This window comes from Streptomyces sp. NPDC050418 (genome assembly GCF_044458745.1).
Classification (GTDB): Bacteria; Actinomycetota; Actinomycetes; order Streptomycetales; family Streptomycetaceae; genus Streptomyces.
On sequence record NZ_JBITIG010000014.1, the window covers coordinates 113,016 to 127,063 of the forward strand.

Genomic DNA, 14,048 nt, shown 5'->3' on the forward strand with positions numbered 1-14,048 from the left:
CGTGCGACCACGGCCTCCTGGAGCTTTCAGCATGCGTGCTTCCCTGCGTACGACCGTCGCCGCCGCCCTCGTCCTCGGCCTCGCCGCCGGCGGTGCGCTCGCCGCACCAGCCTTCGCGGACGGACGGCCCGCCGCGGCCGTGACCGCGGAGCGCGAGACGGCGGAGCGCGGCCCGGATGTGGCGGCCCTGGAGAAGGCGCTCGAAGGGCTGCCCGACCGGCAGGCGACGGCGGCGCTGGTGCGCGTGGGCGGTGACGGGCGCGACTGGCAGGGCGTGGCGGGTGTGAGCAACCTGAGGACGGGCGCTCCCGCGCGCGACGACGTGCGCTTCCGTGCGGGCTCGACCACGAAGGTCGTGACGGCGGCGCTCACCCTGAAGCTCGTCGCCGACGGCTCGCTCGACCTCGACGGGACGGTGCAGGAGTACCTGCCGGGCCTGCTCCCGTCTCCGAAGTTCCAGCCCATCACCGTACGGCAGTTGCTCAATTACACGAGCGGCCTGGACGCGGGCTCCTCGCTCGGCGAGACGGACGAGGAGCTGTACGAGAACCGCTTCGAGACGCTGACGCCGCAGGAGGTCGTCGCGGCCTCGGCGGCGAAGGGGCCGCTGCACAAGCCGGGCGAGTACCAGCGCTACTCGAACATCCACTACACGGTGCTCGGCCTGATCATCGAGAAGGTCACCGGGGACTCGTACGCCCGCCAGGCCGCGCAGCGGATCTTCAAGCCCCTCGGGATGCGCGACTCGTACTTCCCGGGCTCCGACCCCCGGATCCGCGGCCCGCACCACCGCGGGTACCAGGAGATGGACGGGAAGCTGGTGGACGTCACCGAGTGGAACGTGACGGACCGCTTCGCGGCCGGTGACCTCATCTCCTCCACCCGCGACCTGGAGCGCTTCCTCACCTCCCTGTTCCGCGGACGCGTCGTCCCCGAGCCGCAGCTCAAGGAGATGTTCACGCTGCCGGGGGTGGACGACATCGAGACCGGGAAGGCGGCGACGATGGCGGCCGGTCTGGAGACGTTCACCATCAACGGCAAGGAGGTCTGGGGCAAGACGGGCGCACGCCCCGGCTTCCACACGGTGATCGCCGCGACCCCGGACCTCTCGCGCACGGTCGTCTACTCGGTCAACGCCACCGCCGCCCACCAGGACGGACTGGCCCTGGGGACGCGTTTCGCGTTCCCGGCGTTCAACCAGTAGGTACGGGGACGGGGTTGGCGCCCGCGCCCGTGAGCGCCTCCAGGCGCTTGATCTTCCGCCGCACCACGTACAGCGGGATCACCCCGAAGACGCCGAACGCCATGTCGATCAGCGACCACCAGAAGGGTATCCCGCGGATCGGCCCGCAGATCAGGGCCAGCGGGACGATCCCGGCGCAGGCGATCATGCCGAACTCGATCACCCAGATGTTGCGGACCGGGTCGCGGTAGGGCCCGTAGAACGCGACGGCGATGACGAGGTGGGCGAAGGCGAGCCAGTCGGTGCCGTAGAGCAGGAACGGATAGTCCGCGTCGGCCGCGTCCAGGCCGGCGCGGACGCGTTCGATCCACTCGACGAGGCCGGGCAGGTGGTCGCCCACGGACAGCCATCGCAGCAGGTCCTCGGTCCAGCGCAGTTCGTGGACGAGGGGGAAGGCCGTGGCTCCGCTCAGGACCAGGCAGACGACGAACAGGACCAACCACGCGCGGATGCCCTTGAGCAGGGCGGCTCTGTCGCTCATGGCAGGAGAGTACGCCCCTGTTGAACGCGTTCAAAAGGCGGGGTGGTGCTCCATGCGGAGGCTTCTTCGCAAAGAGTTCTTCGCGAATAACTCTTTGCGGTCTACGGTGGGGTCCATGAGTGATGCGCCGCAGACCCCCGAGCACCACCCCGCCCCCGCCCCCGAGGACACGGTCGTCCTCGACGCCAAGGGGCTGCGGGCCCTCGCCCACCCTGTCCGGGTGCAGCTGGTCGGGCTGCTGCGGAAGTTCGGACCGTCCACGGCCACCCGGCTCGCGGAGCGCCTGGGCGTGAACTCCGGTACGGCCAGCTACCACCTGCGTCAGCTGGACGCGGCCGGCTTCGTCGAGGAGGACACCGAGCGGGGCAACGCGCGCGAGCGCTGGTGGCGCGCGGCGCACCGGACGACGACGCTGAGCGACCGCGAGGTCGTGGACCAGGAGCCCGTGGCGGCCCTCGCCTATCTGCAGTCCGTGGCGTCCACGTACACGCTGCGCACCCAGCAGGCACTCAGCGAGCTGCAGACGCTGCCCGAGTCGTGGCGTGGCACCTTCGACATGAGCGACTGGGCGCTGCGGATCACCCCCGACGAGGCCGTCGCGCTCCGCCAGGAGCTGTGGGAGGTGCTCGCCCGCTACCGCTGGGACAACCCGGAGACGGCGGCGAGCGCACCCGCGGGCGCGGAGCGGGTCGGGGTGATCACGCAGATCCTGCCGGAGCTGGACGCGCCGGGGGACGCGTCCCAGTCCGGGTCCAGGTCCGAGTCCGGCGAGGACCCGTCATGAGGCGGGCCGCGGGCAAGGAGCACATAGCCGGCGGGAGGCGCAGCCTGCGGCCGCTCGTCGGGGTGCTCGCCGCCATGGCGATGGCGATCACCGGGACACGGATCTCGGTCGTCGCCATCCCTTGGTTCGTGCTCAGCACCACGGGGAGCGCTACGCAGACGGGACTTGTCGTCTTCTGCGAGATGACGCCGTACGTGATCGTGAAGGCGCTCACCGGACCGGTCGTCGACCGGATCGGACCACGGGCGGTGTCCTGGAGCGCCGACGTGGTGAGCACGGCCGCGGTGGCCGTGGTGCCGCTCCTCCATGTCCTCGGACTGCTGTCGTTCCCGCTGCTCCTCGTCCTGGTCGCGGTGATCGGCGCGGCGCGCGGCCCGGGCAATCTGGCCAAGGAAGTGATGGTGCCGGAGGCCGCCGAGCGCTGCGACGTCCCGCTGGAACGGGCCACCGGGGTCTCCGGCGTGATCGAGCGGCTGGCCTCGACGGTCGGTCCGGCGGCGGGCGGCGCATTGGTGGCGCTGCTCGGGCCGATGGCGGGCCTTGTCGTCAACGCGGTCTGTTTCGCGCTCGGTTCGGTGATCATCGGGCTGCTGCTGCCGCGCGGGATGGGACGCGCGGAGGCGCCCGCGGCGGAGGCCGGCGACGAGCCCGGCTACTGGCAGCGCTTCGGCGAGGGCTTCACGTTCCTGCGCCGCGAACCGCTGCTGCTCACCCTCATCGTCATGGTGAGCATCACCAACCTGCTCGACGCGGCGATCTCCAGCGTCCTCATCCCTGTCTGGGCGGACGCCTCCGGCCACGGGCCCGCCGCCATCGGTCTGCTCGGCAGTGCGATGGGGGCGGCGGCGGTGGGCGGGAGCCTGATCGCCACGGCCGTCGCGCACCGGCTGCGGCGCAGGGCGACCGTGATCATCGGGTTCCTGCTGTGCGGGGCGCCGCGCTTCCTGGTGCTCGCCTTCGACGTGCCGCTCGGTGCGGTGGTCGCCGTGTTCGCGGTCAGCGGCTTCGGGGCCGGGTTCATCAACCCCGTACTCGGCGCCCTCCTGTTCGAGCGCGTGCCGCGCGGGATGCGCGGCCGGGTCAACGCGCTCGGTGACGCGGCCGCCTGGGCCGGGATCCCGCTCGGCGGGCTGATCGCGGGTGCGGCGGTCACGGGCGTGGGCCTCGTGCCCGCGCTGGTCACCGGCGGGATCGCGTACTTCCTCACCACCAACCTGGCCGGACTGCGCCCGGAATGGCGGGAGGTGGACCGGCTCAGAGGCCCACGATCCCGTTCCACCGCTTCGCCAGAGCGGGCCGCTCCCCGGGCGTGATGTCGCGCGCGATGGCCAGCCGCGAGCGCATCGCGTCGTCCGGGAAGATCAGCGGGTCCTCGGCGAGCGCCGCCGTCTCCTCGTCCTTGGAGTTCGCGAGGACGTCGCGCGCCGCCGGGACCGGGCAGACGTAGTTGACCCAGGCGGCGAGTTCGGCCGCGACCTCCGGGTCGTAGTAGTGGTCGACGAGGAGTTCCGCGTTCGCCTTGTGGCGGGCCAGGTTGGGGATCATCAGGGACTCCGACCAGAGCTCGGCGCCCTCCTCCGGGATCAGGAATTCGATCTCCGGCTTGTCCGCCTGGAGCTGGATCACGTCTCCGGAGTACGCCTGGCAGGCGAGGACGTCGCCGCTCTCCAGGTCCTTGAGGTAGTCGTTGCCGGTGAAGCGGCGGATGTGCCGGGAGTCGACGAGCTTCTCGATCCGGTCGCACACCTTGTGGAAGTCGTCCTGGGTCCAGCGCGTGATGTCCACGCCGTCGCCCTGCATCAGGAGCGCGAAGGCCTCGTCGAGACCGGACAGGAGTGTCACCTTGCCGCGCAGGTCGTCCGCCCACAGATCGGAGACCGAACCCAGCTCGCGGCCCAGCGCCTTGCGGTTGTACGCGATGCCGGTGATCCCGGACTGCCAGGGCACGGTGGACTTGCGGCCCTGGTCGAAGTGCGGCTCGCGCAGCAGCGGGTCCAGGTACTTGGCGACGTTGGGCTGACGCGAGCGGTCCATCTCCTGTACCCAGCCGAGGCGGACGAAGCGGGCGCACATCCAGTCGCTGATGACGATCAGATCGCGGCCGGTCTCCTGGCGGTTGAGCAGCGAGGGGCTGATCTTGCCGAAGAACTCGTCGTTGTCGTTGATCTCCTCCGTGTAGTGCACGGAGATCCCGGTGCGCTTCTCGAAGGCCTCCAGGGTGGGCCGGCTCGACTCGTCCTCGTCGTCGGTGTCGATGTACAGCGGCCAGTTGGCGAAGGACAGCTTCTTCTCGCGCGCCGAACGGTCGGCGGCGGCCCGGTCCTCGGGGCCGATGTACGCGGCGGGCACCCCGCAGCCGGCCAGCGCACCGAGCGCGGCCGTGCCGCCGAGGGCACGCAGAAGATTGCGGCGGGAGAGCGGGCTGACGCTTCGGTGAGTGAGCACGGGGGCAGCTTGCCCCGGCGGCCTGGTCCGGGCAATGGACGGGGCGTCGAGTGGTCGGGCGCTCACCCGACACCCTGTCCAGCGGGTGGGCGGCGCCGGTCCGGCGGACAGGCGGCATCGGTCCTGCGCTCGGGCGGTATCCATCCCGCACTCAGGTGGCATCCGTCCCGCGCTCGGGCCGCGGCGTTCCCCAGCTCAGGCGCGTACCGCCGTCGGCAGGATCACCTCCACGTCGAGCCCTCCCCCGGCACACGGCCATGCCCGCACCTCTCCCCCGTGCGCCGCGGCGACGGCCGCCACGATGGAGAGCCCGAGGCCCTGGCCGCCGTCCTTGCCGCGCACCCGGTCGGGTCCGAGGCGGCGGAACGGCTGGAACAGACCGGCCACCTGGTCGGCCGGGATCACCGGGCCGCTGTTGGAGATCCGCAGCGTCGGCCGGCCGTCCCTGACCCCGGTCCGTACGGTCATCCAACTGCCGTCCGGACCAGGGCTGTTGTGGCGTACGGCGTTGTCCCTGAGGTTGGTGACAAGGCGCTCCAGAAGCTGCGCGTCCCCCAGGACGGGTGCCGGTTCGAGCCGGGCGTCCACGCGCAGTGAGCCGTCCGCGGGCAGGGAGCTGTCCGCGGGCAGCAGATCGCGGACCAGGCAGGCCAGGTCCACCGCCTCCTCGCGCTGCAGTCCGCGCTGGCTGCGGGCGAGGGTGAGCAGCGCGTCGATCAGCCGCTCCTGCTGCTGCCCGGCCGCCCGCACCCGGCCGAGGGCGTCGCGCAGCGCGGGCGGGTCCGCCCCGGGGTCGGCGAGCGTGATGTCGATGACGGCCTGCTGGAGCGTGAGCGGGGTGCGCAGTTCGTGCGAGGCGTTGGCGACGAACTGCCGCTGCGCGGCGAAGGAGTCCTCCAGCCGGGCCAATAGATCGTCGAACGTGTCGGCCAGCGCCTTGAGTTCGTCGTCGGGGCCGCGCACCGCGAGCCGCTCGTGCAGATTGTCCGCGGAGATCCGGCGGGCACCGGCAGTCATGGTGCGCAGCGGCGAGAGCACCCGCCCGGCGACCAGCCAGCCGAGCGCGAGGGAGGCGGCGGCCATCACGGCGAGGGCGAAGACGGAGCGTACGAGCAGGTCGTCGAGCTGCTCGCTGCGGGCGTCGGCCACTTCCTCCTCGATGACCTTGTGCAGCCCACCGCCCGGAAGGCCGTCACCCGGCGCTCCGTTGCCCGGTGCTCCGTCGCCCGGGAGCCCGTCGGGGATCTGCACCGAGCTGCTGCTCGCGGAGGATGGGGCTGCGGCCTGGGAGACGAGCAGGTAGGTGAAGCCGAGGAGGCAGGTGCCCGCGACGATGAACAGGCCGCTGTAGAGGAGGGTGAGGCGCCAGCGGATCGTGCGGGGCACCCCGAACCGGGGACGGGCAGCCGTGGGCTCGCTGCTCACAGCCGGTACCCCGCCCGCTCGACCGTCTCGATCAGCGGTGGCTCACCCAGCTTGCGGCGCAGCCTGCTGACCGTGACCTTCACCGTCTGGCTGAAAGGATCCGCGGCCTCGTCCCAGGCCCGTTCGAGCAGCTCCTCCGCCGAGACCACCGCGCCCTGCGCCGCCATCAGGAGCTCGAGGACGGCGAACTCCTTCGGGCTGAGCGCCAGTTCACGCCCGCCCCTGCCTGCCGTACGGCGTGCGGGATCGAGCCGCAGCTCCCCGCGGACGAGCACGGGCGGCAGCGCGGGCTGGGCGCGGCGGGCCAGCGCGCGCAATCGGGCGACGAGTTCGGCGAAGGCGAACGGCTTGGCGAGGTAGTCGTCGGCGCCGAGCGCGAGGCCCTCGACGCGGTCGGCGACCGTCCCCGACGCCGTGAGCATCAGGATGCGGGCGCGGCTGCCGCCCCGGCTCAGCGCGGCGCACACCTGGTCGCCGTGGAGCCCGGGCAGGTCGCGGTCGAGCACGACGACGTCGTAGCCGTTGACGTCGGCGCGTTCCAGGGCGGTCGGTCCGTCATGGGCGAGATCGACCGCGATCCCCTCCCGACGCAACCCCCCGGCCACCGTCTCGGCCAGCTCCACATGGTCCTCGACCACCAGCACCCGCATGCCCGCAGTGTGGCCGCGTCGCGGTTACGGGGGCGTAAGTGAGGTTCGCGTAAGGAATCGCTGGTCGCAGGGGGCCCGCCGACGGTTCCTGTGCGGCCGCCGCCCGCTGTTCCCGTGCCGTAACCGGCCGCGCGCTGTGCTGGCTCCGCAGGACCGGCTCGGGGGAGCCGGCCGCGTATCAACGAGGAGGAACCTCATGCACGTACCGCCCATGCCGCAGCAACCGCCCGGCCCGCCGCAGGGACCGGCCCGGTCCCGGAAGCGGCGGCTCGTGGCCGCCGGCGCTCTGCTGTCCGCGGCGGCGCTCGGCACCGTCTTCTCCGTCCAGGCGACGGCGTCCGACGGCTCGACTCCGCCGGGGTACGAGCGGCCCGACCCGGCCGCGGACGGAACGCCGCTCGACGACGGCCCGTTCACGCACAAGGAGGTCGCCGGGAAGGGCAAGAAGGACGGGGCGCGTTTCTCGATGGTGCTGCTCGTCAAGGGCGCCGATCCCGGCAAGGTGAAGCAGGGCGCCGCGGACTTCTCGGAGTGCATGCGCGACAACGGCCTCGGCTCGTTCCCCGACGTCAAGGTGTCGAGTACGGGCGACGGCGCCGTACGGCTCGAACTGAGCGGCGGCGGCAAGGCGTCGGCCCCGCATGCGAAGGCGTACAAGAAGGCCTTCAAGGCCTGCGCCCCGATCATGGAGAAGGCGGGCGTGCCGCTGCCGGACGAGGCGGCCGGACCGGGCGTCCCCGCGAAGCCCGGCCCGGACAAGGGCCCGTCCCTGCACGAGGAGCGGCACGACGACGGCAAGGGGGCCACGAGCGAGTCGGCCTGATCGGACGCCGAAGGGCGGTCCCGCACCCCGTGCGGGACCGCCCTTCACACGTACAGCCGACTCAGCCCAGCGAGGTCATCACGTGCTTGATCCGGGTGTAGTCGTCGAACCCGTACGCCGAAAGGTCCTTGCCGTAGCCGGACTTCTTGAAGCCGCCGTGCGGCATCTCCGCGACCAGCGGGATGTGGGTGTTGATCCACACGCAGCCGAAGTCGAGCACCTTGGACATGCGCATCGCCCGCGCGTGGTCCTTCGTCCAGACGGAGGACGCGAGCGCGTAGTCGACGCCGTTCGCGTACTCGATCGCCTGCTCCTCGGAGGAGAAGGACTGCACGGTGATGACGGGTCCGAAGACCTCGTTCTGGATGATCTCGTCGTCCTGCTTGAGGCCCGAGACGACGGTCGGCGCGTAGAAGTAGCCTGTCTCGCCGACGCGGTGGCCGCCCGCCTCGACGCGCGCGTGCGCCGGGAGACGGTCGATGAAGCCGGAGACCTGGGCGAGCTGGTTCGGGTTGTTGAGCGGCCCGTAGAGCACGTCCTCGTCGTCCGGCATGCCGGTCTTGGTGTCCGCGGCGGCCTTCGCGAGCGCGGTCACGAACTCGTCGTGGATCGACTCGTGCACGAGCACGCGGGTCGCGGCGGTGCAGTCCTGGCCGGCGTTGAAGAAGCCGGCGACCGAGATGTCCTCGACGGCCTTGGCGATGTCGGTGTCCTCGAAGACCACGACGGGCGCCTTGCCGCCGAGCTCCAGGTGGACGCGCTTGAGGTCCTTCGACGCGGACTCGGCGACCTGCATGCCGGCGCGGACGGATCCGGTGATGGAGGCCATCGCGGGCGTCTTGTGCTCGACCATCATGCGGCCGGTGTCACGGTCGCCGGTGACGACGTTGAAGACACCCGCGGGCACGATCGAGCCGATGATCTCGGCCATCAGGACGGTCGAGGCGGGCGTGGTGTCCGAGGGCTTGAGGACGACGGTGTTGCCCGCGGCGAGCGCCGGGGCGAACTTCCATACGCCCATCATCATCGGGTAGTTCCACGGCGCGACCTGCGCGCAGACACCGATCGGCTCGCGGCGCACGATCGAGGTGAGGCCGTCCATGTACTCGCCGGCCGCACGGCCTTCGAGCATCCGCGCCGCACCCGCGAAGAAGCGGATCTGGTCCACCATCGGCGGGATTTCCTCTTCGCGGGTCAGCCCGATCGGCTTGCCCGTGTTCTCGACCTCGGCCGCGATCAGTTCCTCGGCGCGCTCCTCGAAGGCGTCCGCGATCTTGAGGAGGTACTTCTGGCGCTCGCCGGGCACGAGGTCGCGCCAGGCCGGGAACGCGGCCGCGGCGGCGTCCATCGCGGCGTCGACGTCGGCCTGCCCGGACAGCGGCGCCGTCGCGTACGCCTCGCCCGTCGCCGGGTTCACCACCTCGGTGGTGCGGCCGTCGGCCGCGTCCCGGAATTCCCCGTTGATGTAGTTCCGCAGACGACGCAGTTCGGTGCTCACTGCCCGGCCTCCTGTAGTGGTGCTTCCCGTGGGCGTACGTCCGTACCTGTCCAGTACGTGAGATCCCCACACTAGACCGAGTACCGACGCTTTCGACATACCGCTCAGGTCACAACTACGGAATCCGCGCCATTCGGAGCCGTAAACAACGAATTTCATCGCTCAGGGCTTGCGAGACCGACGACCTCTCCTGCACAGTGGGGTCGTGGCCAGTCGCAGCGCAGACAACAGTGGCAAGACACCCAATGGCGTCGATGCCGTCTCCTTGGCGATCATCGAACAGCTCCAGGAGGACGGCAGGCGCCCGTACGCCGCCATCGGCAAGGCCGTGGGCCTGTCCGAGGCGGCCGTGCGCCAACGGGTGCAGAAGCTGCTCGACCAAGGCGTGATGCAGATCGTCGCCGTCACCGACCCGCTCACCGTGGGCTTCCGGCGGCAGGCGATGCTCGGCATCAACGTCGAGGGCGATCTCGAACCTGTCGCCGACGCGCTGACGGCCATGGACGAAGTCGAGTACGTGGTGCTCACCGCAGGATCGTTCGACCTGCTCGCCGAGGTCGTCTGCGAGGACGACGACCACCTGCTCGACGTCATCAGCAAGAGGATCCGCACGCTTCCCGGTGTGCGGTCCACCGAGAGCTTCGTGTACCTCAAGCTCAAGAAGCAGACCTACCAATGGGGATCCCGATAACCATGGGCAAGGACCTCTCCCAGACCGCCTACGACCACCTGTGGATGCACTTCACCAGGATGTCGTCGTACGAGAACTCCCCCGTGCCGACCATCGTCCGCGGTGAAGGCACCTACATCTACGACGACAAGGGCAAGCGCTACCTCGACGGCCTCGCCGGCCTCTTCGTGGTCAACGCCGGTCACGGCCGCGTCGAGCTCGCCGAGACCGCCTTCAAGCAGGCGCAGGAGCTGGCCTTCTTCCCGGTCTGGTCGTACGCCCACCCCAAGGCCGTAAAGCTGGCGGAGCGCCTCGCGCACCACGCGCCGGGCGACCTCAACAAGGTCTTCTTCACCACCGGCGGCGGCGAGGCGGTCGAGACCGCCTGGAAGCTCGCCAAGCAGTACTTCAAGCTGCAGGGCAAGCACACCAAGTACAAGGTCATCTCGCGAGCGGTCGCCTACCACGGCACCCCGCAGGGCGCCCTGTCCATCACCGGACTCCCGGCCCTGAAGGCCCCGTTCGAGCCGCTGGTGCCCGGTGCGCACAAGGTGCCGAACACCAACATCTACCGCGCCCCGATCCACGGCGACGACCCCGAGGCCTTCGGCCGCTGGGCTGCCGACCAGATCGAGCAGCAGATCCTCTTCGAGGGCCCGGAGACCGTCGCGGCCGTCTTCCTGGAGCCGGTGCAGAACGCCGGCGGCTGCTTCCCGCCGCCGCCCGGGTACTTCCAGCGCGTGCGCGAGATCTGCGACCAGTACGACGTGCTGCTCGTCTCGGACGAGGTCATCTGCGCCTTCGGCCGGCTCGGCACGATGTTCGCGTGCGACAAGTTCGGTTACGTACCGGACATGATCACCTGCGCGAAGGGCATGACCTCGGGCTACTCCCCGATCGGCGCCTGCATCGTCTCCGACAGGATCGCCGAGCCGTTCTACCAGGGCGACAACACCTTCCTGCACGGCTACACCTTCGGCGGCCACCCGGTCTCCGCGGCCGTCGGCCTCGCCAACCTCGACATCTTCGAGAAGGAGAAGCTGAACCAGCACGTCCTCGACAACGAGGGCGCGTTCAAGGCCACGCTGGAGAAGCTGCACGACCTGCCGATCGTCGGCGACGTCCGCGGCAACGGGTTCTTCTACGGCATCGAGCTCGTGAAGGACAAGGTCACCAAGGAGACCTTCACGGACGAGGAGACCGAGCGCGTCCTGTACGGCTTCCTCTCCAAGGCCCTGTACGACAACGGCCTGTACTGCCGTGCCGACGACCGTGGCGACCCGGTGATCCAGCTCGCGCCGCCGCTGATCGCCGACCAGTCGACCTTCGACGAGATCGAGCAGATCCTGCGCACGGTGCTCACGGAGGCGTGGACCAAGCTCTAAGCGCCCACCTTCGGCCCGGGTGCCCCGTTCGAGTGAGAACGCGGGTGCCCGGGCCGTTTGTTGTCCGCCATGTTCCGGTTCGTCCCTACGGTTCGTGTGACCGATCGGCCGCCGCTCTCGTTCGCCCTTACGGGGTACGGGACTTGCACCGCCCGACGCCGTCAGCACCGCACCGCCGTACACGACAGAACCGAGGTGTTACGCCATGGTGGCCCCGCCGGACAACAACGTGCTCTGGGCCCGTGCCCTGCATGTCACGCACAAGGGCTCACCCGCCCTCACGGGTGTCTCGGTCGAGGTGCGGGAGGGCGAGATCCTCGCCGTCGGCGGTCCGCGCGGCAGCGGCAAGACCACCCTCCTGCAGTGCCTGTCCGGTCAGCTGCTCCCGCAGCAGGGCGAGGTGTGGTTCAACTCCGCGCCCGTGCACACCATGAGCCCGGCGGCACGGGAGCGGCTGCGCCTGGAGCGCTTCGGCTGGATCGATCCCGCGCCGGTCCTCGTGCCCGAGCTCACCGCCTGGGAGAACGCGGCGCTGCCCCTGCTGCTCCGCGGCCTCCCCCACCGCACGGCACGCAAGGCCGCCGCGGAGTGGATGGAGCGCCTGGACATCGGCGACTGCGCCCGCAAGCGCCCCTGCGAGCTGCTCCAGTCCGAGCGGCAGCGGGTCGCCGTCGCCCGCGCCCTGGTCACCGGGCCGACGGTGCTCTTCGCCGACGAGCCCACCGCGGCGCTGCACCGCGCCGACCGCGCCCAGGTGCTGCGCACCCTGACGACGGCGGCGCGCTCGCACGGCTTCACCGTGGTGCTCGCCACGCACGACGCCGAGGTGGCCTCGCTCGCGGACCGTACGGTGCAGCTGCTCGACGGCCGCAAGGTCGCCGCCGCGCGGGTGCCAGGCCCCGCGGCCGAGCCCGCCCCGCATGAGGTGCGGCTGCCCGCCCCGGCCCCGGAGGGGTCGGCGTGTTCGCTCTCCGTCTAGCCCGCGGCACCCACCCGGTCGTCCTGCTGCGGCGCCTCGCGGTCGCGGCCGCCGCGGCGGGCACGGGCTTTCTGCTCCTGTGCGCGATGGGGTACGCGCTGGGCCACCCCGACGCGGGCCGGGCTTCCGCGCTGCGGCTGCTGTGGTGTCTGGCGCCGCTCGCGGCGACCGTGCAGCTCGCGGTGGCCGTCGCCCGCACCGATCCGGGCACCCGCGTGCAGCGCGGCCTGTCGGCTGTGGGGTTCGGCAAGCACCGCATGATGCTGCTCGCCGCCCTGAACACCCTGATGTCCTGCGCCCTCGGCTCGATGCTCGCGCTGCTCTTCTTCCTGCATCTGCGCGGCGACCTGAGCGGTCTGCCGCTGGACGGTGACGCGGCCGGAGTCCTGGGCGCGGGCCAGTCGTTGCCCTTCGCCGCCGTCCTGACCCTGCTGGTGGCCGTACCGCTCGCCGCGTCCACGGCCTGCGCCCTGGTCCTACGCCCGCGCCGCCCGCGCGCGGCCGAACTGCTCGACCCCCCACGGCCCGAGGCGCCGGCCCCCGTGCCGACCGGGCTGCCGTGGGGCGTGGCGCTGATCGCGGTCGGTCTCTCCGTCGAGTTGTACGCGGCCGGGGCGGACGGTGCCGGACTGCCGCTGCCCGGCCGCCTGGTGTCCACCCCGGGCGGCGTCCTGGCCGGCTGGGCCGTCACGGCGGCGGGCCTCGTGGTCGCCGGCCCCGGGCTCACGTATCTGTGCGGCCGCCTCCTCCAGTCCTGGCGCCCGGGCGCCGCGCGGCTGCTCGCGGGCCGGGTCCTGCAGGCGGAGGCGGCCCGGATCGGGCGTCCGCTGGGTGTGGTGTGCGCGGTGGTCGCGGCCGGGATCGCGGCGCTGGCGCTGTACGCGGGGGACGCGGCGTCGTTCGGGCCGCTGACCGCGCTCGGCGGCTCTCTCGTGGCCGGCTGCACCCTGCTCGCGCTGGTCACGGCGGCGGTGGAGGCCCGGCAGGCCCGGGCGCACACCAGGACCGCGCTGCTGCGGCTCGGGGCGCCCCGCTCGCTGCTCCGGACCGCCGTATGGCTGCGGACGCTGGCGCTTCTGGCCGTCCTCACGCCTCTGACCTGCATCATTGCGCTGCTCGCTGCGGCTCCGCTGACAAGCTGAAAAACTTGTCGCAGGGGCCGATGAGTTTCCGTACGGCCTGCCGTCTATCCCTGCGTAACGAACGACACCGATCGAACGACAGCGACTCAGGAGCGGACACCTCATGGCTGACAACGCATACACGCCGATGGTCTTCATCAACCTCGCGACGAAGGACATCGACGGCGCGAAGAAGTTCTACTCCGAGCTCGGGTACACCATCAACGCGCAGTTCAGCGATGAGAACACCGCCTCCGTGGTGATCAGCGACACCATCGTGATCATGCTGCTCGCCGAGGCGAAGTTCAACGAGTTCGCGTCGAAGCCGCTGGCCGATTCCGCGGTGGCCAACGAGGCGCTGATCTGTCTGAGCGCCGAGAGCCGCACCGCGGTGGACGAGCTGTGCGACCGGGCGCTGGCCGCGGGCGGTGCGCCGGCGAAGGACCCGCAGGACTACGGCCAGATGTACGGGCGCTCCTTCCAGGACCCGGACGGCCACCACTTCGAGGTCATGTGGATGGACCCGGCGATGGTGCAGGGCTGA

The 14,048-nt window shown here is 71.1% G+C and carries 14 protein-coding genes; 9 read left to right on the forward strand and 5 right to left on the reverse strand.

Translation table 11 applies throughout. The features are described 5' to 3' along the window. Positions 1 to 31: 31 nt before the first annotated feature. Complete coding sequence (locus ACIBI4_RS29800) at positions 32 to 1,204, forward strand: serine hydrolase domain-containing protein (RefSeq protein WP_399207244.1); 1,173 nt, start codon at positions 32 to 34, stop codon at positions 1,202 to 1,204. On the opposite strand, the gene ACIBI4_RS29805 is transcribed toward ACIBI4_RS29800, so the two are convergent. Then, complete coding sequence (locus ACIBI4_RS29805; RefSeq protein WP_399207245.1) at positions 1,194 to 1,724, reverse strand: hypothetical protein; 531 nt, start codon at positions 1,722 to 1,724, stop codon at positions 1,194 to 1,196. The genes ACIBI4_RS29800 and ACIBI4_RS29805 overlap by 11 nt on opposite strands. 115 nt (positions 1,725 to 1,839) lie before the next feature. Here ACIBI4_RS29805 and ACIBI4_RS29810 point away from each other — a divergent pair, with 115 nt between their 5' ends. Continuing rightward, complete coding sequence (locus tag ACIBI4_RS29810; protein ID WP_399207246.1) at positions 1,840 to 2,508, forward strand: ArsR/SmtB family transcription factor; 669 nt, start codon at positions 1,840 to 1,842, stop codon at positions 2,506 to 2,508. Next, positions 2,505 to 3,821, forward strand: coding sequence for an MFS transporter (locus ACIBI4_RS29815; protein WP_399207247.1), 1,317 nt, complete (start codon positions 2,505 to 2,507; stop codon positions 3,819 to 3,821). The genes ACIBI4_RS29810 and ACIBI4_RS29815 overlap by 4 nt, the downstream gene beginning before the upstream one ends. On the opposite strand, the gene ACIBI4_RS29820 is transcribed toward ACIBI4_RS29815, so the two are convergent. From ACIBI4_RS29820 to ACIBI4_RS29830, 3 genes are all read right to left on the reverse strand, one after another. Beyond that, positions 3,763 to 4,953 carry a PotD/PotF family extracellular solute-binding protein gene (locus ACIBI4_RS29820; RefSeq protein ID WP_399207248.1) on the reverse strand — a complete coding sequence of 397 codons (1,191 nt, stop codon included), beginning with the start codon at positions 4,951 to 4,953 and terminating at the stop codon, positions 3,763 to 3,765. The genes ACIBI4_RS29815 and ACIBI4_RS29820 overlap by 59 nt on opposite strands. Positions 4,954 to 5,148: 195 nt before the next feature. Next, the gene (locus ACIBI4_RS29825) at positions 5,149 to 6,378 is read right to left on the reverse strand and encodes a sensor histidine kinase (RefSeq protein ID WP_399207249.1); all 1,230 of its coding nucleotides are present in this window, start codon (positions 6,376 to 6,378) and stop codon (positions 5,149 to 5,151) included. Further along, positions 6,375 to 7,028: a response regulator transcription factor gene (locus ACIBI4_RS29830; RefSeq protein ID WP_399207251.1), complete on the reverse strand. Its 654-nt coding sequence runs from the start codon at positions 7,026 to 7,028 to the stop codon at positions 6,375 to 6,377. The genes ACIBI4_RS29825 and ACIBI4_RS29830 overlap by 4 nt, the downstream gene beginning before the upstream one ends. Before the next feature lie 196 nt (positions 7,029 to 7,224). Here ACIBI4_RS29830 and ACIBI4_RS29835 point away from each other — a divergent pair, with 196 nt between their 5' ends. Further along, a complete protein-coding gene (locus tag ACIBI4_RS29835) occupies positions 7,225 to 7,851 on the forward strand; it encodes a hypothetical protein (RefSeq protein WP_399207252.1) in 627 nt (208 codons plus the stop codon). 61 nt (positions 7,852 to 7,912) lie between these two features. Here the strand turns inward: ACIBI4_RS29835 and ACIBI4_RS29840 are convergent, their stop codons facing one another. Then, the gene (locus ACIBI4_RS29840) at positions 7,913 to 9,349 is read right to left on the reverse strand and encodes a gamma-aminobutyraldehyde dehydrogenase (RefSeq protein ID WP_399207254.1); all 1,437 of its coding nucleotides are present in this window, start codon (positions 9,347 to 9,349) and stop codon (positions 7,913 to 7,915) included. A 190-nt stretch (positions 9,350 to 9,539) separates the two neighbouring features. Here ACIBI4_RS29840 and ACIBI4_RS29845 point away from each other — a divergent pair, with 190 nt between their 5' ends. The 5 genes from ACIBI4_RS29845 to ACIBI4_RS29865 all read left to right on the forward strand — a co-directional run bounded on the left by ACIBI4_RS29845 (position 9,540) and on the right by ACIBI4_RS29865 (position 14,048). After that, on the forward strand, positions 9,540 to 10,040 hold the full coding sequence (locus tag ACIBI4_RS29845) for an Lrp/AsnC family transcriptional regulator (protein ID WP_399207348.1): 501 nt from the start codon (positions 9,540 to 9,542) through the stop codon (positions 10,038 to 10,040). Then, complete coding sequence (locus tag ACIBI4_RS29850; protein ID WP_399207255.1) at positions 10,025 to 11,404, forward strand: aspartate aminotransferase family protein; 1,380 nt, start codon at positions 10,025 to 10,027, stop codon at positions 11,402 to 11,404. The genes ACIBI4_RS29845 and ACIBI4_RS29850 overlap by 16 nt, the downstream gene beginning before the upstream one ends. A gap of 205 nt (positions 11,405 to 11,609) precedes the next feature. Next, entirely contained in the window at positions 11,610 to 12,383 is a 774-nt protein-coding gene (locus ACIBI4_RS29855) for an ABC transporter ATP-binding protein (RefSeq protein WP_399207257.1), read from the forward strand. Continuing rightward, entirely contained in the window at positions 12,365 to 13,525 is a 1,161-nt protein-coding gene (locus ACIBI4_RS29860; RefSeq protein WP_399207258.1) for a hypothetical protein, read from the forward strand. Before ACIBI4_RS29855 ends, ACIBI4_RS29860 begins: the two co-directional genes overlap by 19 nt. Before the next feature lie 103 nt (positions 13,526 to 13,628). Then, positions 13,629 to 14,048 carry a VOC family protein gene (locus tag ACIBI4_RS29865; RefSeq protein ID WP_399207259.1) on the forward strand — a complete coding sequence of 140 codons (420 nt, stop codon included), beginning with the start codon at positions 13,629 to 13,631 and terminating at the stop codon, positions 14,046 to 14,048.